The organism is Pseudoxanthomonas sp. SE1, assembly GCF_029542205.1.
Classification (GTDB): Bacteria; Pseudomonadota; Gammaproteobacteria; order Xanthomonadales; family Xanthomonadaceae; genus Pseudoxanthomonas_A.
Genome location: NZ_CP113783.1, coordinates 3,419,756 through 3,444,578, shown reverse-complemented (window position 1 = coordinate 3,444,578; position 24,823 = coordinate 3,419,756). Strand labels below are relative to the sequence as shown.

The 24,823-nt window shown below is 68.1% G+C and carries 20 protein-coding genes; 13 read left to right on the top strand and 7 right to left on the bottom strand.

What is annotated here, in order from left to right:
• Positions 1-9 precede the first annotated feature (9 nt).
• The 10 genes from OY559_RS16265 (at position 10) to OY559_RS16220 (ending at position 13,012) form a co-directional block, all read left to right on the top strand.
• Positions 10-1,935, top strand: a complete 1,926-nt coding sequence (locus tag OY559_RS16265) for a type IV pilus secretin PilQ (protein WP_277727286.1) — start codon at positions 10-12, stop codon at positions 1,933-1,935.
• Between the two features lie 153 nt (positions 1,936-2,088).
• Positions 2,089-3,081 carry an AAA family ATPase gene (locus OY559_RS16260; RefSeq protein WP_277727285.1) on the top strand — a complete coding sequence of 331 codons (993 nt, stop codon included), beginning with the start codon at positions 2,089-2,091 and terminating at the stop codon, positions 3,079-3,081.
• A 25-nt stretch (positions 3,082-3,106) separates the two neighbouring features.
• Positions 3,107-4,009 (top strand): DUF58 domain-containing protein, encoded by a 903-nt coding sequence (locus OY559_RS16255; RefSeq protein ID WP_277727284.1) that lies wholly within the window; start codon positions 3,107-3,109, stop codon positions 4,007-4,009.
• Between the two features lie 2 nt (positions 4,010-4,011).
• The gene (locus tag OY559_RS16250; protein ID WP_277727283.1) at positions 4,012-4,464 is read left to right on the top strand and encodes a DUF4381 domain-containing protein; all 453 of its coding nucleotides are present in this window, start codon (positions 4,012-4,014) and stop codon (positions 4,462-4,464) included.
• Entirely contained in the window at positions 4,461-5,483 is a 1,023-nt protein-coding gene (locus tag OY559_RS16245; protein ID WP_277727282.1) for a vWA domain-containing protein, read from the top strand. The genes OY559_RS16250 and OY559_RS16245 overlap by 4 nt, the downstream gene beginning before the upstream one ends.
• Positions 5,480-7,240: a tetratricopeptide repeat protein gene (locus OY559_RS16240; protein WP_277727281.1), complete on the top strand. Its 1,761-nt coding sequence runs from the start codon at positions 5,480-5,482 to the stop codon at positions 7,238-7,240. The genes OY559_RS16245 and OY559_RS16240 overlap by 4 nt, the downstream gene beginning before the upstream one ends.
• Complete coding sequence (locus tag OY559_RS16235; protein WP_277727280.1) at positions 7,237-8,913, top strand: BatD family protein; 1,677 nt, start codon at positions 7,237-7,239, stop codon at positions 8,911-8,913. Before OY559_RS16240 ends, OY559_RS16235 begins: the two co-directional genes overlap by 4 nt.
• 72 nt (positions 8,914-8,985) lie before the next feature.
• A complete protein-coding gene (locus OY559_RS16230; protein ID WP_277727279.1) occupies positions 8,986-10,299 on the top strand; it encodes a dicarboxylate/amino acid:cation symporter in 1,314 nt (437 codons plus the stop codon).
• Positions 10,300-10,400: 101 nt separating this feature from the next.
• On the top strand, positions 10,401-12,398 hold the full coding sequence (tkt, locus tag OY559_RS16225) for a transketolase (protein ID WP_277727278.1): 1,998 nt from the start codon (positions 10,401-10,403) through the stop codon (positions 12,396-12,398).
• 116 nt (positions 12,399-12,514) lie between these two features.
• The gene (locus OY559_RS16220; RefSeq protein ID WP_277727277.1) at positions 12,515-13,012 is read left to right on the top strand and encodes an REP-associated tyrosine transposase; all 498 of its coding nucleotides are present in this window, start codon (positions 12,515-12,517) and stop codon (positions 13,010-13,012) included.
• Between the two features lie 53 nt (positions 13,013-13,065).
• On the opposite strand, the gene OY559_RS16215 is transcribed toward OY559_RS16220, so the two are convergent.
• The 7 genes from OY559_RS16215 to OY559_RS16185 form a co-directional block, all read right to left on the bottom strand.
• Complete coding sequence (locus OY559_RS16215) at positions 13,066-15,006, bottom strand: acetyl-CoA hydrolase/transferase C-terminal domain-containing protein (protein ID WP_277727276.1); 1,941 nt, start codon at positions 15,004-15,006, stop codon at positions 13,066-13,068.
• A gap of 40 nt (positions 15,007-15,046) precedes the next feature.
• Positions 15,047-15,607, bottom strand: a complete 561-nt coding sequence (locus OY559_RS16210) for a flavin reductase family protein (RefSeq protein ID WP_277727275.1) — start codon at positions 15,605-15,607, stop codon at positions 15,047-15,049.
• Positions 15,608-15,646: 39 nt separating this feature from the next.
• A complete protein-coding gene (locus tag OY559_RS16205; protein ID WP_277727274.1) occupies positions 15,647-16,264 on the bottom strand; it encodes a molybdenum ABC transporter ATP-binding protein in 618 nt (205 codons plus the stop codon).
• The gene (gene modB, locus OY559_RS16200) at positions 16,264-16,965 is read right to left on the bottom strand and encodes a molybdate ABC transporter permease subunit (RefSeq protein WP_277727273.1); all 702 of its coding nucleotides are present in this window, start codon (positions 16,963-16,965) and stop codon (positions 16,264-16,266) included. Before modB ends, OY559_RS16205 begins: the two co-directional genes overlap by 1 nt.
• A 7-nt stretch (positions 16,966-16,972) precedes the next feature.
• Positions 16,973-17,755, bottom strand: a complete 783-nt coding sequence (gene modA / locus OY559_RS16195; RefSeq protein WP_277730033.1) for a molybdate ABC transporter substrate-binding protein — start codon at positions 17,753-17,755, stop codon at positions 16,973-16,975.
• 74 nt (positions 17,756-17,829) lie between these two features.
• The gene (locus tag OY559_RS16190; protein ID WP_277727272.1) at positions 17,830-18,582 is read right to left on the bottom strand and encodes a S1/P1 nuclease; all 753 of its coding nucleotides are present in this window, start codon (positions 18,580-18,582) and stop codon (positions 17,830-17,832) included.
• 126 nt (positions 18,583-18,708) lie between these two features.
• Entirely contained in the window at positions 18,709-19,329 is a 621-nt protein-coding gene (locus OY559_RS16185; protein WP_277727271.1) for an OmpW/AlkL family protein, read from the bottom strand.
• 164 nt (positions 19,330-19,493) lie between these two features.
• Between OY559_RS16185 and gap the strand changes: the two genes are divergently transcribed.
• The 3 genes from gap (at position 19,494) to OY559_RS16170 (ending at position 24,805) form a co-directional block, all read left to right on the top strand.
• Positions 19,494-20,498: a type I glyceraldehyde-3-phosphate dehydrogenase gene (gene gap / locus OY559_RS16180; RefSeq protein ID WP_277727270.1), complete on the top strand. Its 1,005-nt coding sequence runs from the start codon at positions 19,494-19,496 to the stop codon at positions 20,496-20,498.
• Positions 20,499-20,723: 225 nt separating this feature from the next.
• Positions 20,724-23,456, top strand: a complete 2,733-nt coding sequence (locus tag OY559_RS16175; protein ID WP_277730032.1) for a DUF2339 domain-containing protein — start codon at positions 20,724-20,726, stop codon at positions 23,454-23,456.
• Positions 23,453-24,805, top strand: a complete 1,353-nt coding sequence (locus tag OY559_RS16170; protein ID WP_277727269.1) for a DUF3999 family protein — start codon at positions 23,453-23,455, stop codon at positions 24,803-24,805. Before OY559_RS16175 ends, OY559_RS16170 begins: the two co-directional genes overlap by 4 nt.
• Positions 24,806-24,823 lie beyond the last annotated feature (18 nt).

The window sequence follows — 24,823 nt, the reverse complement described above, 5'->3', positions numbered from 1 at the left end:
GGATACACGATGACCGCTACGAATGCCCACCGCCCGCGGCCGTCCCGGCGCCTGGCTACTTTCCGGGTCTGCTCTCTTGGGCTGGCCATCGGCCTGCTTGCGGCGGCCAATGCCGCAGGCGCCGCCTCGCCAACGCCACCGGCCACGTCCCCCGCCACCGTCGCGACGCCTGCGTCTGCGGTCTCGGTGTCGAACATCGACTTCCGTCGCGGTGAGGATGGTTCGGGACGGTTGATCGTCAAGTTCGATGGGCAGGGCGCCGCTCCGGACCTGCGCAACCAGGGCGACAGTGTGGTGGTGAGTGTCGGCAATGCGACATTGCCCGCCTCGCTGCAGCGTCCGCTCAACGTGGTCGATTTCGCCACGCCCGTGCAGCGCGTCGAAGCGCAGAGCAAGGGCGGCGGGACGCAACTGGTGCTGAGCACCCGCGGCGATTTCGAATCGCTGGCGTACCAGTCGGGCAACGAATACGTGGTGGAGATCGTGCCGCGCGCCGGACAGAAGGCGATGGGCGGAGCAAATGCGACTTCCGGCACCAGCGCCTCCGCCGTGGTGGCGGCAGCGCAGAAGGTGGCCACCGAGGCCCGCCGTTACAGTGGCCGCCCGGTGACCTTCAACTTCCAGGACGTGCCGGTACGCACCGTGCTGCAGTTGATCGCGGAAGAGTCGAATCTCAACATCGTCGCCTCGGATACGGTGCAGGGCAACGTCACGTTGCGCCTGGTCAACGTGCCGTGGGACCAGGCGCTGGACATCGTCCTGCGCGCCAAGGGCCTGGACAAGCGTCGCGATGGTGCGGTGGTCTGGGTCGCCCCGCAGCCCGAACTGGCGAAGTTCGAGCAGGACAAGGAAGACGCGCGCATCGCGATCGAGAACCGCGAGGACATGGTCACCGACTACGTCCAGATCAACTATCACAGCGCCGCCGCGATCTTCAAGGCACTGACCGAGGCCAAGGGCATCGGCAACCAGAACAACAGCGGCGGTGGCGGCGGTGGTGGTGGCCGGGACCAGGAGAACGGATTCCTCTCCCCGCGCGGACGCCTGGTTGCGGACGAGCGCACCAACATGCTGATGATCAGCGACATCCCGAAGAAGGTCGCGCAGATGCGCGAGCTGATCTCGATGATCGACCGGCCCGTCGACCAGGTGCTGATCGAAGGCCGCATCGTGATCGCCAGCGATACCTTTGCGCGCGACCTCGGTGCCCGCTTCGGCATCCAGGGGCGTCGTATCGGGGACCGCAGCCAGGGCATCGGCGGTTCGCTGGGCGGCAACGCCGGCAACATCAGCAACCCGACCCAGCCGATCACCCCGGGTGGCCTGAATGTCAACCTGCCAGCTGACGGCTTCACTGACGCTGCGGCGGGCGCGCTTGCCTATACGCTGCTGGGCCGCAATTTCGCGATCGACCTCGAACTTTCCGCCATGCAGGAAGAAGGTCGTGGCGAAGTGATCTCCAATCCGCGCATTGTCACCGCCAACCAGCGCGAAGGCGTCATCCGGCAGGGCAAGGAAGTCGGTTACGTCACCATCACCGCAGGCCAGGGCGGTGTTGCGACGCCCAACGTGCAGTTCAAGGAAGCCCTGCTGGAACTGAAGGTGATGCCCACGATCACCAATGACAACCGGGTATTCCTGAACCTGAATGTCAAGAAGGACGAAGTGGCGGAGTTCATCACGCTGGAAGGCTATGGCAGCGTGCCTACCATCGACAAGCGTGAAATCAATACCGCGGTGCTGGTCGATGATGGTCAGACCGTCGTGATTGGCGGCGTGTACGAGTTCGCCGATCGCAGCAGTGTGGCCAAGGTGCCTTTCCTCGGTGACATCCCCTTCCTGGGCAACCTGTTCAAGAAGAAGGGACGCAGCAAGGAAAAGGCCGAACTGCTGATCTTCATCACGCCGAAGGTGCTGTCGGTCTCCAAGCGCTGAGGTGTAGCGCCAGGTGCATCATCGAACGGGCCGCGACAGCGGCCCGTTTCGTTTCTTCACCCTGGGGCTGAATCCGGTTCGGATTCGTCGTTCCCCGCGGGAACCGCCATGGCAAACTGCGGTCACAGGCACGCCACGCCTTCCGGAGCGCCCATGGATTCCACGCCACTGAACACACGAACACTGTTTGACCGCTTCAGTGCGCTGCGCGACGACCTTTCCCGGACCATCGTCGGCCAGTCCGCGCTGGTCGAGCGGCTGCTGATCGCATTGCTGGCCGATGGCCACCTTCTGGTGGAAGGCGCGCCCGGGCTGGCGAAGACCACGGCGATCCGCGCGCTGGCGTCGCGGCTGCAGGCGGAGTTCGCACGCGTGCAGTTCACGCCGGACCTGCTGCCTGCCGACCTTACCGGCACCGAGGTCTGGCGACCGCAGGATGGCCGGTTCGAATTCCAGCCCGGACCGGTGTTCCACCCGTTGTTGCTGGCCGATGAAATCAACCGGGCTCCCGCCAAGGTGCAGTCGGCGTTGCTGGAAGCGATGGGCGAACGCCAGGTGACGGTAGGCCGGCATACGTATCCATTGCCGGCCTTGTTCCTGGTGATGGCCACGCAGAATCCGATCGAACAGGAAGGCACCTTCCCGTTGCCGGAAGCGCAGCTGGACCGGTTCCTCATGCACGTGAAGATCGGCTACCCCGAGGCGGCGGCGGAAGCCGACATCCTGCGGCTGGCGCGTGATCGTGCCCGCGAACAGATGCAGTCCGTCCCGGCGGCCGTCGAGCGCATGCCGTTGGAGGATGTCTTCAGTGCGCGCACGCAGGTGCTGGACCTGCATCTCGCGCCGGCGCTGGAACGCTATCTGATCGAGCTGGTCCTCGCTTCGCGCGACGCTGCGCGCTACGACGCGACGCTGGCGCGGCGGATCGCCTGGGGGGCGAGCCCGCGCGGTTCCATTGCCCTGGAGCGCTGCGCACGTGCGCGCGCCTGGCTGGCAGGTCGCGACTACGTGACGCCCGACGACATCCGCGCCATCGCCCCCGACGTGTTGCGCCACCGCGTGCTGCCCAGCTACGAGGCCACGGCCGAGGGCTGGGATGGCGATCGTCTGGTGAAGGCGTTGCTCGACGTGGTTCCGCTGCCCTGAGCGCCAGCGCGAACGTCCGCACAGCATGCCCATGAGCGAAGGCATCGCACCCACCCTGACCGAGCTGATCGCCTTGCGGGCGAGCGCCCAGCGGCGCCCACCCGCGCGACGCGGCCGGCATTCCGTCACCGGGCCGTCCGCCTCGCCGTTGCGCGGGCGCGGCATGGAGTACGCGGAATCCCGCGAATACGTGGCGGGCGATGATGTCCGCCACATCGATTGGCGGTTGACGGCGCGCAGCGGACGCACGCATACCAAGCTGTTCCAGGCTGAGCGTGAACGGCTGACGTTGCTGGTCGCCGACACGTCGCCATTGCTGTACTTCGGTACGCGCGTGCGGTTCAAGTCGGTGCAGGCCGCGCGTGCCGGCGCGGTGGCGGCGTGGCAGGCCGTGCGTGAAGGCGATCGCCTGGCGATCCTGCGTGGCAGCATGACGGAAGCACCTGTTCCGCCCGCATCGGGTACCCGCGGGGTACTGCGTGTTCTCGATGCGCTGGTGCGCTGGTATACGGCGCCACCACCGGAGGATCTGGGGTTGGCGTTCGCGCTCGACCACGCAGCACGGCTGCTGCGCCCCGGGTCGCGCCTGCTGGTGCTCGCCGATCCCCACAGCCTGGCCACCATCCCGGAGACGCGGTGGCCGGCACTGGCCGCGCATCATGATGTGGTCGTGCTCTTGTTGACGGATCCGCTGGAGACGGATCCACCGACCCAGCGCCTTCCTTTCTCCGTTGGAAGCCAGCGCGTGGAACTCGATCTCGCCAGCCCCGCGCAACGCGAGGCGTGGCGTGCCGAGTTCCAGCAACCCCTCGATCGCGCGCTCGATCGGCTGCCTGCGCGCGGCGTGGAAGTCCGCACCTTGTCCACGGATGCGGACAGCGATGCGTGGCTGGTCGCGCTGGGCCGTGCGCAGCCGCAGGTGGCCTGAGCATGAGCCTGGCGACGCTGGTGCTGCGCGACGTGCATGTTCCGCCGTCGCCATCGTGGTGGCCGCTGGCGCCCGGCTGGTGGTTGCTGATCACTGTCGTCCTGCTGCTCATCGTCGGCGTGATGGCATGGCGACTGCGTCGCCACCGACGACGCCAGGCATGGCAACGCTGGTTCGATGCGACGAGCGAGGCAACATCGCCTGCCGGACAGGTGGCCGCGATGTCGGAACTGTTGCGCCGTGCTGCGCGACAGCGGGATGCATCCGCTGACCGGCTGGAAGGCGAAGCGTGGCTGCGGTTCCTCGATGGTGGGCATGGCCATGCGTTCACGCAAGGGCCCGGCCGACTGCTGATGGATGGCGGATATCGTCGACAGGTGGATGCGGCCGAATTGGCCGCAGCGCGCGTCGTCGCGCGTGCGCGCTTCCTCGAACTGATGGCGGGTTCGCGATGAGTGGGTCACTGCCCGTGCTGCAGGTCCTGCAGGATGGCTATGCGGGCTTCGCGTGGCCATGGTTCTGGCTGGCGTTTCCCTTGCCCTGGTTGGTGCGCTGGCTGCTGCCCGCGCGCCGTACCCAGGCCGACGCGCTGAGGGTGCCCTACGGCCGCTCGGTGCAAGCCATCGCGCAACACGGCGGGCGCGGCATGCAGGGGCGTGGCGCCGCGCTGGCGTGGCTCGTGTGGTTCCTGCTCTGCGCTGCCGCCGCGCGTCCGCAACAGTTTGGCGATGCCGTCACGCCGCCGGTGAGCGGGCGCGACCTGATGCTGGCGGTCGATCTGTCCGGCAGCATGACCGAGCCCGATATGGAACTGGGCGGTGCCGTCGTCGATCGCCTGACCGCAGCGAAAGCCGTGCTCGCCGACTTCCTCGACCGCCGGGACGGCGATCGCGTCGGCCTGCTGGTATTCGGTCAGCGCGCCTATGCGATGACGCCGCTGACGCGCGACCTGCAGACCGTCCGCGAGCAGTTGCGCGATGCCGTGGCCGGCCTGGCCGGCCGGGAGACCGCGATCGGGGATGCCATCGCGCTGGCCGTGCGTCGCCTGCGCACGCAGGAGGAGGGCCAGCGGGTGCTGATCCTGCTCACCGATGGCGTGAACTCCGCCGGGGTATTGACGCCACAGAAGGCAGCCGAACTGGCGAAGGAGGAGCGCGTGCGCATCCACACCATCGCGTTCGGCAGTGACGGTGCGATGAGCCTGTTCGGCATTCCGTTGCCGATGCCCGCCAGTTCGCCGGAAGACATCGACGAGGCGACCCTGCGCGATGTCGCCGCGCAGACCGGCGGACGGTTCTACCGCGCGCGCGATACCAACGAACTGGCCGGCATCTACGCCGAACTGGATCGCCTCGAACCGGTGCAGCAGGCGGGCAAGGCCGTGCGGCCGCGCATCGAGCGCTATCACTGGCCCTTGGCTGCGGCACTGGGTTTCGCGCTGCTGACGTTCCTGTGGCCGCGGAGGCGCGCATGAGTGCTTTCTGGAGCGCACTGCATTTCCTGCGCCCGCACTGGCTGTGGGCCCTGCTCGCGCTGCCGTTGCTGGCGTGGTGGTGGCGCGTGCAGCGGCACCGCCTGAATGCCTGGCAGGGCCATGTGGACGCGCATCTGCTGCGGCATCTGCTGGTGCGGGGTGGTGGCGCGGCGCGCGCGGGCATGATCGTGGCCGCGTTGGCGTACGCGCTCGCGGTGCTCGCGCTCGCAGGGCCGAGCTGGCGACAGGGCGACCAACCGTTGTGGCAAGCCCAGCGTCCGCTGGTGGTGGTGCTGGATCTTTCCAGTCGCATCACGACGACTGACCTGCCGCCTTCGCGCCTGCTGCAGGCGCGGGCGAAGCTGGCGCGCCTGCTCGACGCACGCGCCGGCAGTCCGGTCGCATTGGTCGCCTTCGCGGACGACGCATTCACTGTCGCGCCGATGACCGACGACACGGCCAACATCCGGCTGTACCTCGATGAGCTGGCGCCGGAGATCATGCCGGTGGACGGGCAGCGCACCGATCGCGGCATCGCCTGGGCGGCGCGTCTGTTGGCCCAGGCGGATTTCCGCAACGGCGACATCCTGGTGCTCACCGATCACGCGGACGCTGGCGCAGCGAAAGCCGCCGCCGCCACGCGCGCGCAAGGCTACGTGGTCTCGGTGCTCGGGCTGGGCACAGCCGCAGGCGCGGCGTATCGCGGCAACGACGGGACGATCGGCCATGCGGCGCTGGACGCTTCATCGCTGCGCACCTTGGCCGCAGCCGGCGGCGGACGTTACGAGTCGACCACGACCGACAACGGCGATCTTGCTGCGCTCGGCGTGGCATCGCCGGGTCTGGAGACCGTGGGCACGACGATGCCCGGTGGCGGCAAGGCGTGGCGTGACGAAGGCTACTGGTTGCTGATTCCGATTCTGCTGCTCGCATTGCTGTGGTTCCGCCGTGGCGCGGCGCTGGTACTGGCGGGCGCGCTCTGGCTCCCGCTCGCCCAGCCCGCGCATGCGGCTGGCATCGAGTGGTGGCAGCGTGCGGACCAGGCCGAACATGCGCGCATCGCCGAGGGCGTGGATGCGTATCGGCAGGGCGACTTTGCGACCGCCGAACAGGCGTTCACGGGCATCGACACTGCCGAAGGCTGGTACAACCTCGGCAACGCGCTGGCAAAGCAGCAGCGTTACGACGATGCCATCGCGGCGTACGACCGCGCGCTGCGCGCGCAGCCGGGCATGGCCGATGCACTGGCTAACCGCGCGGCCGTGGACGCAGCACGCAAGCGCCCGCCGTCGCCGGGAGAGGGGCAAGGCAAGCCGGGACAGCAGGGCGACGGCGGCAATGCATCCGGAGCGTCGCAGGACCAGGCCAAGCCCGATCCGGAGGCACAGAAGAATGCATCGCCATCGCCTGCGGGGCAGCCTTCCGACCCGTCGGCATCGGGCGATGCGCGCAAGCCGTCGCCCGATGCGGATCCAGCGCGCGGCGGTCCGCCACCATCGTCCCCGCCGGACGCCGCCACGCAGGCGGCCGCCGATGCCGCACAGCGTGAACGCATGCGCGCGGCGATGGCGCGCGAACCCGAAGGCGCCAAGGGTGCGACGGAAAACAAGCCTGCGGTACAGGCCGAAACGGCGGAGCAGCGCGAACGCCGGCAGGCCGTCGATGCCTGGCTGAAACGCGTGCCGGACGAGCCCGGTTCGCTGCTGAAGGCGAAGTTCCGGCTTGAACACGAACGCCGGCAGAGGGAAGGGCGATGAAACATCGGGTATTGATCCTGTTGTGCGTGCTGTCGGTATGGCCGTTCTCGCTGCTGGCGGCTACGCGTGCATGGCTGGAGCAACCTTCGGTCACGCTGGGTCAGGCGGTCACGCTGAACGTGGAAACCGACGCGGTGTCCGCGACGCCCGACCTGACCCCTCTGATGCGCGATTTTGAAGTGGAGGGCCAATCCGACAGCCGCAGCGTGGGACTGGTGAACGGGCGCGTGCGCGGCAGCACGACATTCGCGCTGACGCTGCGTCCGCGGCGCGCGGGAACGCTGGCGATCCCCGCGTTGCAGGTCGGCGGCGAGCGTACTGCGCCGCTGGTGCTGGAGGTCACCGCGACTCCGACCGCCAGCGCGGCATCGAACGGACTCGTATTCGTGGAAACCGAGATCGACGATCCAAGCCCCTACGTGCAGCAGTCGGTGGGTGTCACCGTACGGCTCTACTACGCCACGCCATTGGTCTCCGGCCAACTCGACCTGGATCCACCGGATGGCGCGTTGCTGCAGCGCGTCGGCGACATCGTGCAGTCCAGCCGCGAGATCGACGGACGGCGTTACAGCACCGCCGAGCGCCGCTTCCTGCTGGTGCCGGAGCGCAGCGGCGCGTTGACGTTGCCGGGTCCCCGTTTCAGCGGCCGTGGAGCAGGTGGCTGGATGGACGACCTGCTTGGTGGCAACAGTCGCGAGGTGAACATCACCGGGGCACCGCGCACGCTGCAGGTGCGCGCGCAGCCTGTGAACGCCCCCCAGCCCTGGTTGCCGGTGCGCGACCTGCGCCTGCGCTACACCGCAGTGCCGGACCAACTGCGCACGGGTGAAGCGGCCACGCTCGCCATCGAGACCACCGTTACAGGCGCAACGCAGGCCCAACTGCCCGACATGCCCGTGCCTTCGATTCCGGGTGCGCAGGTGTTCGCGGAACCACCGCAATACGACGAGACGTTCAATGGCGGCACGCCACAGGTGAAGCTGACGCGGCGCTACTCCATCGTGCCTTCCGCCGTGGGTACGTTGACGATTCCCGGCGTGGCGATGGCCTGGTGGGATGTGCGTGCCGGCGCTGCCAAGCGTGCGGCACTGCCTGACCTCTCGTTGCCTGTCGTCGCCGGCGACGGACAATCGACAACCGCTTTGGCGCCCGGCGACCGTTCACCCGTATCGCAGGGTGCTGCTGACGACGGCGTCATTGCGCTGGCAGGTGAGCGGCGCGTGCCTGCCCGCGTGTGGCCCTGGCTGGCGGCGGGATTCGCCATGCTCTGGTTGCTGACCCTGCTGTGGGGGCTTTCGCGGCGGCAGGGCGGCACGGCGGCGACGCGCGTCCGTGAGCGGTCGTCAGGAACAGAACAGGAGGCAGTGGGACCGGCCACGCATACGGCGGCAGATCTGAAGCGTGTGTTGGACGCTGGCGACCTCGACGACATCGAACTCGTGCTGTGCGGGATGGCACGCCCACCGGCCATCGATCTCGACGACCTGCAGCGACGCCTTGCGGCACCGACGCAGCGGATCGCGGTAGAGGCATTGCGTCGTGCCCGCTGGGCGGGCGGCGATCCCGCGAAGGCGCGGCTTGCGTTGCGCGAAGCCTTCCGTGGTGGGCCGCGATGGCGGTCTTCCGACGCAGCGGCCACGAAGGAACCGCTGCCGCCGCTGTATCCACAGTGAGGGGGCCTGACCGCACCGGCTCCCGATGCCGGGTTTGCTAAGCTCCCGACTTTGTCGCTGCAGGACCCGCTGATGACCGACGCCTCGCCCGCCACCCGCGCCAAGCTGCCGTTGCACTGGAAGATGGCCATCGGCTTCGGTGTCGGTCTGGTCATCGGGCTCATCGTGCATGCCTCCGGCCAGGGCGATGCGGGCTGGGTGCAGGACGTCACCAAGTACGTCACCACGCCGTTCAGCAAGATCTTCCTCAATCTCATCTTCATGCTGATCGTGCCGCTGCTGTTCTCGGCGTTGGTCTGCGGCATCGCCGAGATGGGCGACATCCGCGCGCTGGGCCGGATCGGCTGGAAGACGCTGGCCTATACCGTGCTGCTGTCCGCGGTGGCGGTGCTGCTGGGCCTGCTGCTGGTCAACCTGTTCAAGCCGGGCGTGGGCGTGGATCCAGCGCTGGCACAGCAACTGATCGCGGAGAATGCCGAACGCACGAAGGAAATCGTCGCCAGTGTCGGCAGCCAGCCGACCGGCATGGACATGCTGCTGTCCATCGTGCCGGACAACGTGATCGGCGCGGCGTCGAGCAATGCTGCCATCCTGTCGCTGATGTTCTTCGCGGTGATGTTCGGCGTCGGGCTGGTGCTCACGCCGTCGGAGAATACCGGCATCCTGAAGCGCGGCATCGAGGGCGTGTTCGAGATCTCGATGACGCTGATCGGCCTGGTCATCCGCCTGGCGCCGTACGCGGTGGCCTGCTTCATGTTCAACCTGGCCGCGATCTTCGGTTTCGACCTGCTCGTGCGCCTGGGCGCCTACGTCGGCGTGGTGGTGCTGGCGCTCGCGCTGCACCTGCTGGTCAGCTACTCGGTGGCGTTGAAGCTGGCCGGCTACTCGCCCCTCACGTTCTTCCGCGGTGCGCAGGAAGCGATGGTGATGGCGTTCTCCACCGCGTCGAGCAACGCGACCCTGCCCACCGCGCTGCGCGTGGCCGACGAGAAGCTGGGCCTGCCGCGCACGGTGTCGCGCTTCGTGCTGACCGTGGGCGCCACCGCCAACCAGAACGGCACCGCGCTGTTCGAGGGCGTGACGGTGATCTTCCTGGCCCAGTTCTTCGGCGTGGACCTGTCGCTGGGCCAGCAGTTCATGGTGATGCTGGTGTGCATCCTGGGCGGCATCGGCACGGCCGGCGTGCCGTCCGGCTCGCTGCCGGTGGTGGCGCTGATCTGCGCGATGGTGGGGGTGAACCCCATCGGCATAGGCCTGATCCTGGGCGTGAATCACTTCCTCGACATGTGCCGGACCACGCTGAACGTCACCGGCGACCTGACCCTGGCCTCGCTGGTGGCCAAGGGCGAACGCGCCGACGTGAAGCTGCCGGGCCAGCCGGGCTAACACCCCGGAAAGCGGCCCGCAACCGCGACAGGGCGGGCGGGGGGTGGGACAATGGGCGGCCCGCAGCCCGCCGGGCGCCGCCCCTCTGTGCTCCGACTCCCATGACGACGCCCACCCGCCGCCAGCTCGCCAACGCCATCCGTTTCCTCGCCGCCGACGCGGTGCAGGCCGCCAATTCCGGCCATCCCGGCATGCCCATGGGCATGGCCGACATCGCCGAAGTGCTGTGGAACGACTACTACCGCCACAGCCCGTCGAACCCGCACTGGTTCAACCGCGACCGTTTCATCCTGTCCAACGGCCACGGTTCGATGCTGCAGTACGCGCTGCTGCACCTGGCCGGCTACGACCTGCCGCTGCAGGAGCTGAAGAACTTCCGCCAGCTGCACAGCAAGACCGCCGGCCACCCGGAGCGCCACGAGACCCCAGGCGTGGAGACCACCACCGGCCCGCTGGGCCAGGGCTTCGCCAACGCGGTCGGTTTCGCGCTCGCCGAGAAGCTGCTGGCGCAGCGCTTCAATCGCGACGGCCACGCCATCGTCGACCACCGCACCTTCGTGTTCATGGGCGACGGCTGCCTGATGGAAGGCGTGTCGCACGAAGCCGCCTCGCTCGCCGGCACCTGGGGCCTGGGCAAGCTGGTCTGCTTCTGGGACGACAACAAGATCTCCATCGACGGCAATACCGACGGCTGGTTCACCGACGACACGCCGGCGCGCTTCGAAGCCTACGGCTGGCAGGTCGTGCGCAACGTCAATGGCCATGACCCGGTCGAGATCAAGACCGCCATCGACACCGCGCTGAAAGCTGCCGACAAGCCGACGCTGATCTGCTGCCGCACGACGATCGGCTTCGGTTCGCCGAACAAGGCCGGCAAGGAATCCAGCCACGGCGCCCCGCTGGGCAAGGACGAGCTGGAGGCCACGCGCGCCGCGCTGGAATGGCCGTACGGTCCATTCGAAGTGCCCGCCGACATCTACGCCGGCTGGAACAAGGTCGAGGCCGGCAAGGCGCTGGAGGCCGACTGGAATGCACTGCTCGATGCCTACGCCGCGCAGTATCCGGAGCAGGCCGCGGAACTGAAGCGCCGTGCGTCGGGCGAGCTGCCCACCGACTTCGTCGCGCAGGCCGATGCCTACATCGCCAAGGTGCAGGCCGAAGGCCCGGTCATCGCTTCGCGCAAGGCCTCGCAGAACGCCATCGAAGCCTTCGCGCCGCTGCTGCCGGAACTGGTCGGCGGCTCGGCCGATCTGGCGCATTCCAACCTCACGCTGTGGAAGGCCAGCAAGTCGGTCTCCACCACCGATCCGAACGCGAACTACGTGTACTACGGCGTGCGCGAGTTCGGCATGACCGCGATCGCGAACGGCCTGGCGCTGCACGGCGGCTTCGTGCCGTTCGATGCGACGTTCCTGGTGTTCAGCGACTACGCGCGCAATGGCGTGCGCATGAGCGCGCTGATCCCGGCGCACGCCATCCACGTGTACACGCACGATTCCATCGGCCTGGGCGAAGACGGTCCCACCCACCAGCCGGTCGAGCACTTGGCCTCGCTGCGCTACATCCCGAACAACGACGTGTGGCGTCCGTGCGACGCGGTGGAATCGGCGGTGGCGTGGAAGCAGGCCATCGTCCGCCAGGACGGCCCGAGCTGCCTGGTGTTCTCGCGCCAGAACCTGCCGCACCAGCCGCGCACCGAAGCGCAGGTCGCCGACATCGCGCGCGGCGGTTACGTGCTGGCCGATGCCGATGGCACGCCGGACGTCATCCTGATCGCCACCGGTTCGGAAGTGGGCCTGGCGACGCAGGCGAAGGCCACGCTGGACGCGCAGGGGTTGAAGACGCGCGTGGTGTCGATGCCGTCGACCGACGTGTTCGACCGCCAGGACGCCGCCTACCGCGAGGCCGTGCTGCCGAAGGCCGTGCGCAAGCGCGTCGCTATCGAGGCCGCGATCAGCGACTTCTGGCGCAAGTACGTGGGCTTGGATGGCGCCGTCATCGGCATGACGGGCTTCGGTGCGTCCGCCCCCGCCGACGCACTGTACAAGCATTTCGGTATCACCGCGGAGGCGGTGGTCGAGGCGGCGAAGTCGCTCTGAGGTGGTCCGTCTGCCGCTGTAGGAGGGGCTTCAGCCCCGACCGCATCGGAATTCTGGCCGCTCACTGAAAGGGTTTCACCGATAGTTGCTGGAGCCATGGCGCATGACCCTGCGCCATGGCTTTTCCACATCCGGGCTCTGGTCACCAGGCGTTGCGACGAGGACGTTGGTCCGAGCCTGGTCGCATCTATCTGGTGACCATTACGACTTACCGGCGCGAGCCTCATTTCAGTCGATGGGAGGCGGCCAGCAGGATGTCGGAGGTGCTTGCCTGTAGCAGCACATGGTCGCCGCACGCAGAACTGCTTTGCTGGGTGTTGATGCCCGACCATTGGCATGGACTGATGCGCTTGACCAGTGCGGCCACGCTTGCGCACGTGGTGGGTACCGCGAAAGGGCGATCGGCGCATGCGGTGCGCGACGTACTGGCCCCAAGGCGAGTATGGGCGCAAGGTTTCCATGATCGTGCATTGCGACGGGACGACGATGTGCTGGTCGCGGCCCGCTACATCATCGCCAACCCTACACGGGCCGGTATCGCTAGTCGAATCGGTGGCTATCCTTACTGGGATGCGGTTTGGTTGGGCGATAGTGCCGGAGGCAGTCGGGGCTAAAGCCCCTCCTACAGAGAGAATTTCTTGTAGGAGGGGCTTTAGCCCCGACTGATTTACCCCGTTTCCCGCAAACCCAGCGCCAGCAGCTTCGCTTCCAGGCGTTCGCCCAGGTTGCCCGGCGCGGCGAGATCCATGCGCACCATCGCCTCGGCATCGTCCGGCTGCACGCCCAGCGCACGCAGCACGGTGCCGATCTTCTTCCATGGCGTGGCGGTATTCGTCTTCAGCCATCCCAGCGCCTTGACGATCCGCTGCTCCACCCCGGTGAAGTCGCTGCCCAGCGGATAGTCCGGCAGCGTGCCGTCGTGGCGGAATGCGCGCAGGCGCGCCGACAGGTGCACCGGCGTGTTGTCGATCCAGTGCGCAGGCGGGTGGAAGCCGGTGCGCAGCTTGCCCGCGCGCTGCGCCTGTTCCATCAGTGGCTGCTGGAAACGCGTGTCGGTGATGCCGCCCATGGCGATGATGCAGTCCTCATCGTTCTTGCCGCGCAGGTCGGCGATGCCGTACTCGTTGACGTACAGGTCGCGCAGGTGGCGGGGGATGGTGGTGTGGCCGTAGTTCCAGCGCACGTTGGAGGCGGCCTTGCCTGCATCGTCGCGCACGGCGCGAAACATCAGCACGCTGCGTGCGCCGTCCAGCGCATTCGACATGTCGACGAAGTTGTACTGCCCGCCTACGCCGGACACCACGCGCCCGTCGTCGAGACCGTCGGAGACGGCCGCGCCCAATACCGTGGCCATCATGCAGGAGTTGAAGAAGCGCGCGTCCCGCCGCTGGAGCCGCGCCAACGCCTCATGGTCCCGCTGCAGTTCGTTGATCATGCTAATCCGGCGCATGCCGATAGCGCGGCGCTGGTCGTCCGACAGTTCGCGCAACCAGTCGTAGAACGCGGGCGAGCCGAGGTAGAACGCGCCGTGCAGATATTCGCCATCGCGTTCCAGCCGCGCGTGGTCGCCGAGGTTGGCGGTGCCGTCAGCGATGCGCCGCATCAGCGCCTCGTCATCCACCACCTTGCGCCGGATCACGCCGGTTTCCACCAGCCGCTTGAAGCCTTCGTTGACCATCTCGCTGCAGCCGTACAGGCCGATGGCGAAAGGCTCGAGTCCTCCGCTGGCGAGGACGGCGGGGTGCCGTTCCAGTTCCGGATCCAGGGCCGCCAGCACACGCCGGTACGTGGCGTTGTCGGTGTGGCGCAGCACCAGGGCATGGCTCAGTGCGTCGGCCAGCGCGCCGATGCCGATCTGCAGCGTGCCGCCGTCGCGCACCAGCGTGCTGGCATACAGGCCGATGGCGTAGTCCGCATCCGACACCGGCTGGCGCGGCAGGCCGAACAGCATCGGATAGGGCCCCGGTGGAGTGACCACGATGTCGAAGTAGTCTTCGTCCACCGCCGCCGTTCCGCCGATCCAGGGCAACAGCGGATCCACTTCGGCCACCAGCAGCGGGCGCGGCAGACCGCGCGCCATGACGGCATCCACGGTGTCCTGGGTCAGGTCGTTGTTGCACGACATCGACAGTCGCGTGCCGTCGGGTTCGCGCGCGACCTTCTGCACGATCACGTTGAGCGCGCGGTCGGCTAGGGCGCGTGCGACGTGCGTGTAGTTGAGGCTGGCGTAATGGCGTTGCGCGGTGCTCGAACGCAGCAGCGCGCCGCCCTGCATGTAGAACTCTTCCACCTCGATGTTCGGCGGCAGCGCATCGCGCTTCATCGCCTGCACGTAGTCCAGGCGCGGGAAGTCCCCGCCGAAATGACGCGCGGCGAACGGCCCCACGAACCGGCCCTCCAGGCCCTTGCCGCCAGCGGGCGGGTCCAGTGACAGCGCGGTGTACAGCGACCACGGACGTGCCGGGTCACGTGCGATGCGCGCGTACAGGGCATTCAACAGGCGGTGCGGCTTGCCGATCCCCAGGGGGGCCCCCATGCGCAGCGGGCCCGGCGTCCGGGACAGGATCAGGTCGACGGCTTCGTCGAGCGTAGTGAGGTGCTGTGTCATGGTGCCAGCGTAACGAGCCCCGCGTTGATCGGCTATGGCTTCATTGCTCCAGCATGTCCGGACGGAACCGGCGTCGCCGAGACACCTCGCGGCCGGACACCATGAAACGGCCTTCGCCACGGTAGTGCACGGTGCGGGGGACGCGCGGCGAGGGGGCGACACGCGCATGCACCACGCGCCACACGAACAGCGGATAGTCGGCGGTGATCCGGGTCTCGTGCAGTCGGCATTCGAACTGCGCGTGGCATTCGGCGATCCGTGGCGCATCCACCTTGCGCGAGGGCAGGGCGGTCAGGCCGAAGCGGTCGAACTTGTCCTGCTCGGCGCTGCTGCAGTTGCCGATGCGCACGACGGTGTCCAGCAGGTCTTCGGTCGGCAGGTTGATCACGCACTCGCGGCTGGCGCGTGCCAGCGCGTGGCTGCGGTTGGCATCCCAGATGTAGGTGCCCACCAGGTCGTAGCCCAGCATCATGTGCCAGCCCAGCGTCATGATGGCGCGTTCGCTCTTGTGCGCCGTGCTGAGCAGCACGACGGGACCGGGTTCCAGGTAGCGCCGCACCTGGTCCACCGGCAGGTCCTTCCAGTGCTTCTGTCTGGTCATGACGCCGCTCCCTTGGGATGGCGGCAGGATACGCGTGGCTCAGTCGAGAACGTGTATGGCGTCGGCGACGCGCCGCACTTCGTCCGGGTGGTGGCTGACATAGACGATGGGCAGGCGGATCTCGTCGCGCACGCGCTGCAGGTAGGGGATCAGTTCCTCTCGTCGCGCCTGGTCCAGCGCGGACAGCGGCTCGTCGAACAACAGCAGCGACGGTTGCGAGAGCAGGGCACGGCCGATCGCGACGCGCTGCGCTTCGCCGCCGGACAGGTTGCGCGTGCGGCGGGAGAGCAGTGGCGCGATGCCGAGCAGGTCCACGACGGCGTCGAAGCCGAACTGTGGCGTGCCCCGGCCGCCGTGACGGCCGTACTGCAGGTTCCGGCGGACATCGAGGTGCGGGAACAGGCGCGCATCCTGGAACACGTAGCCCACGCGGCGGCGATGCACGGGCTCGTCGATGTGCCGCGCGCTGTCGAACAGGCAATGGTCGTCCACGTCGATGCGGCCCGCCACCGGCGTGAGGAGTCCGGCGATGGCATTGAGTACCGACGTCTTGCCCGCACCCGACGGACCGACCAGTGCGATCACGCGCGCGTCGTCGTCGATATGGATGCGACGGTGGAAATGGCCGCGACGCAGTTCGATGTCCAGCCTGAGCATCAGCCGTCCTCCCCCTGCCGCGTGTGGTGGCGTCGTACCAGCCATTCGGACGACAGCAGCGCGGCCAGCGAGATCACTACGGCCACGGCTGCCAGGCGCCAGATGCCGGCTTCGCCGCCGGGGACCTGCATCAGGCCGTAGATGGCGGAGGACAGCGTCTGTGTTTCGCCGGGGATGTTCGACACGAAGGTGATGGTGGCGCCGAATTCCCCCAGCGCCTTGGCGAAGGCCAGCACGCTGCCGGCGACAAGGCCGGGCCAGGCCAGCGGGAGGGTGATGGTGAAGAACACACGCCATGGCCCTGCGCCCAGCGTGGAGGCCGCCTGTTCCAGCCGGCGGTCGGTGGCTTCCAGCGAGAGTCGGATCGACCTCACCATCAACGGAAATCCCATCACCGCGCATGCCAGCGCGGCGCCGGTCCACCGGAACGCAAGCACGATGCCGAACTGTTCCTGCAGGAAGCCGCCGACCGTCCCTTGGGTGCCCAGCGTCACCAGCAGCGCGTAACCCATCACCACCGGTGGCAGCACCAGCGGAAGGTGCACGATGGCGTCCAGCAGTGACTTGCCCGGAAAGCGCGTGCGTGCCAGCAGCCAGCCGACGAGGACGCCGAAGGGCAGGCTCGCGAGCGCTGCCACCAGCGCCACCTTCAGGCTGAGCCGGATCGCGGTGAGTTCTTCCGGGCTGAAGGCGTCGAACACGGCGGCGTCAGTCCTTCACCGTGAAGCCATGCCGCGCGAAGATGATGTCGGCAGCGGGTGACGCCAGCCATTGCACGAATGGCGTCGCCTGTGCCGTGCGCGGTCCCCGCAGCGCAGCCACGGGATACACGATGGGGGGATGCGAATCCGCCGGAAATGTCGCCAGCACGCGCACAGCCGGCTCGGCCTTCGCATCGGAGGCATACACGATGCCGAGGGGCGTTTCGCCGCGCGCCACCAGCATCAATGCCGCACGCACGCTTTCCGACTCGGCCAGGCGCGCTTTGACGCCATTCCACAGCGACAGCGACTCCAGTGATGCGCGGGCGTATTTGCCTGCCGGGACCGTCGCGGTCTGCCCCACGGCGAGGCGGCCCTGGCCCAGTGCGGCCAGCAGGGTCGCCGGGCGCTTCAGGTCCACGCTTGCCTGGCGGGCTTTCGGTGCGACCAGCACCAGCTGGTTGCCCAGCAAGTCCCGCCGCGTCGCGGCCTGCAGCTTGCCGCGCTGCTGCAGGTAGTCCATCCATTCCCGGTCGGCGGAGAAGAACACGTCTGCCGGCGCACCCTGTTCGATCTGGCGCGCGAGCGCGGAACTGGCAGCGTAGGACACGCGGACCGATACCCCCGTCTGCCTCTGGTAGGCCGCTGCGGCTTCGTCCAGCGATTCCTTCAGGCTGGCGGCGGCGAAGACAGTGAGTGGCGCTTCGTCCTGCGCCCGGGAGGCGTTGGAAGCGAAGGTGGCCGTGAGCAGGGCCAGTGCGGCGAACACGCGACGGAGCGGCCTGGGCAGGTTCATGCGAACTCCTGGTGGAACGGGCGATTCGATGATCTTTGGCGCGGAGCGGGAATGCGGATGCCGGCAGGTCAGTGGCGATCAAGTGCCTCGTTCAACACGGCCGCCAATGCCGCGCCTCCCGCCCTGAGCTGGCGCTCGGCCACCGGCAGGTGCCTGTCGACGTAGCGCTGCTCGAGTTTCGCGCGACGTGGATAGAAGTCCGGCTGGGTGGCCACGCGACACGATTGCTCGGCCCAGGCGGACGAGGGAGGGGACAGCGCGATGGCGCCCAGGGAGGGCTTCGGCAGCGCGCGAAGGTGGCGCAGGTAGTCGGCTTCGCTGCGGCCGGTGGACACGAGCATGCGGCTGTCCCACAAGGTGTGCAGGTTGGTGCCGCGTCCGTTCCAGTTCACCTGCACATCATTGCCGCCCTTGTCGTGCGCGTAGCCTGCATGCAGCGGCTGGTGCACGTCGCCGACGAAATGCACGACGAACTTCAGCGCCTGCACGCGTTCGGCGCGTGTGCGCCGGGTGTCCGCGAGGATCGCGGTCTGCGCCCTTATCGCTTCCACCACGCAGTTGCCGCCCGGGCAGTCGCGCGGCTGCACGTAGACGCAGTCGTGCTCACCGAGGTTGACGAAGTGCCAGCGTGCGGTCTTGCGGCCCAGCACAGGATCGTTCTCGCGCAGGTCGTCGGCCCAGCTGGCGACGCCGGCCAGCGTCGGGTCCGGTTCGCCCTGCAGCAGGGCTTCGACCTGGTGTCGCGCATCCGGCGCCAGGTCATCCCATGCCAGCAGCGCCACCAGGCGGTGGCCGAGGGGTCCCCACGCACGCGCAGGCATGGGAAGCAGCGCGAGAGCAAGGGAGAGGGCGAGGGAGACGGCGAAAAAGAGAGGACGGACCATGCCGGTACTTTAACCGACACGGGCCGTCCCCATTTGACCTCGTCAGGCGATGCGGCTATCTGCTCAGAACTTCACGACATACGCCACGCCGTAGACCAGCGGGTCGATATTGGCGGTGCCCAGCTTGGCGCCATCGACCTTGACGTCGGTATCGATGTCGATCCAGCGCGCATCCACGCGCACCGCGCCGCGCTCGCTGACCTTGATGTCGATGCCCGCGTGCGCGGCCAGGCCCCAGGAGTCGTCCAGTTCCAGCTTGGTGCCGTCCAGCGCACCCTTCGTGTCCTCGCTGAAGAACGTGGTGTAGTTCAGGCCGGCGCCGAGGAACGGCGACACCTTGCCCTTGCTGTTGAAGTGGTACTGCAGCGACACGGTCGGCGGCAGGTGCTTGGTGCTCCCCACCGTACCGACGCCGTCGACGGCGATGTCGTGCTTGAACGGCAGCGCAGCCAGCACTTCAAGGCCCAGGTTGTCGCGCAGGAAGTATTCGAAGGTGATGGTCGGCTTGACGTCGCTGTCGATGTCCAGCGGCAGCGTGCCGCCGGCCAACGCGCCGTTGTCGGACTTCGGGTTCACCTGGTGCGCACCCACGCCCAGCGTCCACTCGCCCTTGGACTGGGCGAAGGCGGGAACGGCGGCGCCCAGGGCGAGGGCGATGGCAATCGGGATCAGGGTCTTCTTCATGATGGTGACGCTCGTTGGAATGTGGCGCCAGTCTCTGCCCGCGTACCCGGCGCCGCCTTGATCCTGATCAATGCCCGTGCGGCGGCGCCGCGGGGGCGGCCTGTTAGAATGGCGGCCCCGTCAACCCCGCCGCGCCGCGCGCGTGGCCGCAGGAGTCCTGAGCAATGTCGATCAAGGTGGGTATCAACGGCTTCGGCCGCATCGGGCGCAACGTGCTGCGTTCCGCCGTGCAGAACTTCGGCAACGACATCGAGATCGTCGCCATCAACGATCTGCTGGAGCCGGACTACCTGGCCTACATGCTGCAGTACGACTCCGTGCACGGCCGCTTCGACGGCGACGTGAAGGTCGAAGGTGGCGCGCTGTTCGTCAACGGCAGGAAGATCCGCCTGACCCAGGAGCGCGACCCGGCCAACCTGAAGTGGGACGAAGTGGGTGCCGAGGTCGTCATCGAATCGACCGGCCTGTTCCTCGACAAGGCCACCGCACAGAAGCACCTCGATGCCGGCGCGAAGAAGGTCATCCTGTCGGCGCCGTCGAAGGACGACACGCCGATGTTCGTCTACGGCGTCAACGACAAGACCTACAACGGCGAGGCCATCATCTCCAACGCCTCGTGCACGACCAACTGCCTGGCGCCGATCGCCAAGGTGCTGCACGACAAGTGGGGCATCAAGCGTGGCCTGATGACCACCGTGCATGCGGCGACCGCCACGCAGAAGACCGTCGACGGCCCGAGCAACAAGGACTGGCGCGGCGGTCGCGGCATCCTGGAGAACATCATTCCGTCCAGCACCGGCGCGGCGAAGGCCGTCGGCGTGGTGATCCCGTCGCTCAACAAGAAGCTCACCGGCATGTCGTTCCGCGTGCCGACCAGCGATGTGTCCGTGGTCGACCTGACCGCCGAGCTCGAGAATCCGGCCACGTACGAAGAGATCAAGGCCGAGATGAAGGCGCAGAGCGAAGGCGCGCTGAAGGGCATCCTGGGCTACACCGAGGACAAGGTGGTCGCCACCGACTTCCGCGGCGATACCCGCACCTCGATCTTCGACGCAGAGGCCGGCATCGCGCTGGACCCGACCTTCGTGAAGATCGTCAGCTGGTACGACAACGAGTGGGGCTACTCCACCAAGTGCCTGGAAATGGTCCGCGTGGTCGCCGGCAGGTAAGCCGCGCTGCTTCTGCTGTACCGCACGGGCGTCCCACGGGGCGCCCGTGTCGTTTCCAGGTATCGCGAAGTGATACGGGGCGGCCGGGATCACGCCACCTGCGCATCGAATCTTGCAAATCCTGCCGCCTTGCCCGAGGCTGCCCCGAGGCTGAATGGACGGCCGGGGAACGGGCCAGTCCGTTCCTGCACCGAATACGCAAAGGCGGGTTGGGCGATGGATGATCTGGCGGGAGTGTTGGTGTTGCTCGGCCTGGCGGTGCTGGCCGTGCCGGTATTGCTGATCGTGGCGCTGGTCGCGATCAGCGGACTGAAACGCCGGGTGGGCGAGCTGGAGCGGCAGGTGGCGCAGCTGCGCAGCACACCGGTGGCGCCCGCAACGTCGCAGGCGCCGGTCGATGTCGCAACGTCCACGCGAGCCGATGCCGAGCCGACCTTGGCCGAACTCGTGCGGTCGCCACCGGCGCGCGTCGAGACATCGCGCCCTGTGCCACCGGCCGCGACACCGCCACCGATTCCCCCGCAGCGCTCCGAGCCTGCGGCAACGTCTGCGGAGCCCGCGCCCACGCTGCCGCCGCGTCCGCCACGTCCGCCACGTCCCGAAGCACCGTCGCGACCCGCTACGCCCGATGTCTTCACCGTTGCAGTCCGCGCGGTGCAACGCTGGTTCACGGTCGGCAACGTGCCGGTCAAGATCGGCGTGCTGGTGCTGTTCGCCGGCGTCGCCGCGCTGTTGAAGTACGGCGCCGACCAGGGCTGGTTCACCCTGCCGCCTGAGCTGCGCCTGGCCGGTATCGCGGCGGCGGCGCTGGGGGCGCTGGTGTTCGCGTGGCGCAAGCGCGAAAGCAACCGCACCTTCGCGCTCAGCCTGCAAGGGGGTGCCATCGGCATTCTGCTGCTGGTGGTGTTCGCCGCGTTCAAGGTCTTCACCGTGATGCCGGCCGGTGCGGCGTTCGCGCTGAGCATCGCACTGGTCGCCGGTGCGGGCATGCTCGCGGTCCTGCAGGACGCGAAGTCGCTCGCCGTCTTCGCGCTGCTGGCGGGCTTCCTCGCGCCGATCTGGCTGTCGACCGGCAGTGGCAACCATGTCGCGCTGTTCTCGTACTACGCCGTGCTCAATGCCGCCATCGTCGGCATCGCCTGGTACAAGTCGTGGCGCGTGCTGAACCTGCTTGGGTTCGTCTTCACCTTCGGTATCGGTACCCTGTGGGGGCTGTTCGACTACGCGCCGGAAAAGTACGCGACGACGCAGCCGTTCCTGGCGCTGTTCTTCGCCTTCTACCTGCTGATCCCGCTGCTGTTCGCGCGTCGCCAGCCGGCCAGCCGCCGCGACTTCATCGATGGCTGCCTCGTGTTCGGCATGCCGCTGGTGGCGTTCTCGCTGCAGGCGGGCCTGATGCAGGGCGGAACATTCGAAGACAGCCGCCTGCCGCTGGCCTTCTGCGCGCTGGGACTCGGCGTCCTGTATGCCGCACTGTCGTGGACCTTGCGCCGCCGTACGAACTACGACGCGCTCGCGCAATCGTACGCGCTGCTGGCGGTCGGCTTCGCCACGCTGTCGGTGCCGCTGGCGCTGTCGGCGCAGGCGACGGCCTGCGTGTTCGCGCTGGAAGGCGCGGCGCTCGCCTGGCTGGGCCTGCGGCAGTCGCGGCTTCTGCCGCAACTGACCGGCGCAGGCCTGCAACTTGCTGCAGCAGCGGCGTTCTTCATCTCGCGCGCCGATGCAGCGTCGTGGCATGGGACGACGGCGGTCGCACCGATGTTCGCCAACGCGGCCTTCATGAGCGCGCTGCTGATCGCCGTCGCCGGTTTCGCCAGCGCCTGGGCTTATCGGATGCGCGGTCGTGGCGTGGCGCTGGTGTACTACCTGTGGGCGCTCGCCTGGTGGCTCGGCAACGGCATGGTCGAGATCGATGCCTACCTTGGCCGACGCGATGAACCCGACGCGATGCTGGCCTTTGTCGCGCTGACTGGCTGGCTGGCGGCAGAGGTCCATCGCCGGCGTCCGGCCACCGCGCTGGCGTGGACCACGCTGGTCGCGCTGGCCTCGGCCGCACCCCTGGCGCTGTGGCAAACCGACGCGCACCAGCAGCCGTTCGCCGGTCATGGCGCATGGGCGTGGCTGGCCTATGCGGTGCTGGGCGTACGCAGCCTGATGTGCCTACGCGACAGCGAGCATCGACTTGCCGGTGCGGCCCAGTTCGTGTGGTGGCTGGTGTGGCCACTGGTCGCCAGCCTGCTGCTGGCGTGGTTGCCAGGCCACGTCGAAGGCATGGGCGACGGCTGGCAAGCGGGTCTCATCGCATTGCCGTGGCTGGTCGTCGTGGCGCTGGCGCTGTTCCGCTGGCGTTGGCTGGCGGCACCGCTCGGCGAGCGCTTCGATGGCTGGCGCACGCCGCTCCTGGGTGTCCTGTTCACCGCGCTGGGTCTGTGGTGGCTCGTTTCGTTGTTCCTGGCGGGTCATGCCAGGCCGCTGCCCTGGATCCCCGCGCTGAATCCGCTGGAACTGGCGCAACTCGCCACGCTCGTCCTGCTGTTGCGCTGGTGGATGCCGGATACGCGCGTGCTGCCGCCGGCACGCATCGTGCTGCTGTCGTCGTTGGCTTTTCTCTGGATCACCTCGGTCGTGCTGCACGCCGTGCATCACTGGGGTGGCGTGCCGTGGAACGACAGCCTGGTGTCCGCCAGCCTGGCGCAGACCAGCCTGACGGTCACCTGGAGCGTACTGGGCGTGCTGGGATGGGTGATCGGTTCGCGTCGCGGCCAGCGCATGTTGTGGCTGGGCGGTGCTGTGCTGATGGGCGTGGTGCTGGCCAAACTGGTGTTCGTCGATCGCCAGCATCTGGGCAACCTGCTTGGTATCGGTTCGTTCATCGCCTACGGTCTGCTGTGCACCGTGGTGGGTTATCTGGCGCCGGCACCGCCGCGCCGTGTCGATAACGAGGAGGCGCCCGCATGAAGAAGTGGTTGATCGTCCTTTGCCTGCTGCCCGCGATCGCGGCCGCACAGGCGCCTGCGCCGTACGCGAAGCGTTGGCCGCTGGTGTTGTCGGCCGAACAGGCTGGTGCGTATCGGGTGGTGCTGGATCGGGATGTCTATACCACCACCGCCTGGCCAGACCTGCGCGATGTCGATGTACTGGACGCGCACGGCAAGCCGGTGGCGGCGGCGTTGTTCGGTCCCGAGCAGCCGACGGCATTGCCGGCGCGGCGCATCGTGGTGCCGTGGTTCCCGCTGCCGGCCCAGGCGCAGGACGCCGCGACTCCGTCGCGCGTGTCGGCGCAGTTCGGTGAGAACGGCCGCATCGTCCGCATCGAGGCGGATGGGGGCGGCGCGGGCGCATCGGGCCCCGCACGCGCCTTCCTGATCGACCTGAGCGGCATCCGCGACAACGCCGAAGCGCTGGAATTCACCTGGGACACCGGCACGCCGCGCGAATCGCGCTACCGGATCGACGGCAGTCCCGACCTGCAGAACTGGGAGGTGGTGCAGGATCGCGTGACCCTGGTGGACTTGCAGCGCGGCTCTCAGCGCCTGGTGCGCGACGAGGCGCCGATCCGCGGCGGACTTCGCTACATCCGCTTCGTGCCGCTCGATGCCTCGCCTGCATTGCCGATCCGCGAAGTGCGCGTGCGCCTGGACGCCGTGCACCAGCGGCAGGAAGTGCAGTGGTCGGAACTGCAGGGGCGTCGCGTTTCCGCACAGGGCGTGGACAGCTACACCTATGAAAGCGATGGACGGTATCCCGTGGCATTCGCCGATCTGGCGATGGACGACTACGCCGTTGGTGAGTGGACGCTGGAGAGTCGCGACAGCACGGACGCTCCATGGCGGCTCCGCGCAGGACCCTGGGTGGCGTATCGCGTGGCCGGCGAACAGCCCAGCGCCTCGCCGGCACAACCGTTGTCGAGCGGGCCGGCGCGCGACCGTTACTGGCGGCTGCGCAACCGGGGGGCCTTGCCGGACCAGGCGCCCACGTTGCGGCTCGGCTACCGGCCGGAGGTGATGGTGTTTGTTGCGCAGGGCACGCCGCCTTACGCCCTGGTCGCGGGCAGCGCGAGCGCGCGCCGCGCCGCCGTACCGATGCCGGCACTGGTCGATGCACTGCGCCGCGACCGTGGCGAGGAATGGCAGCCCGCGCCCGCCTACCTGTCCGCGTCCGCGGTCCTGGCCGGCGACGCGGCGCTGGTCGCACCGCCCACGCCGCGCGACTGGAAGACCTGGTTGCTGTGGGGCCTGTTGATCGCTGGCGCCGCGCTGGTGGCGGCCTTCGCCTTCAGCCTGTTGCGCAGCCGGCCGCCGGCATAGGCCATCGTCGTTTGCGGC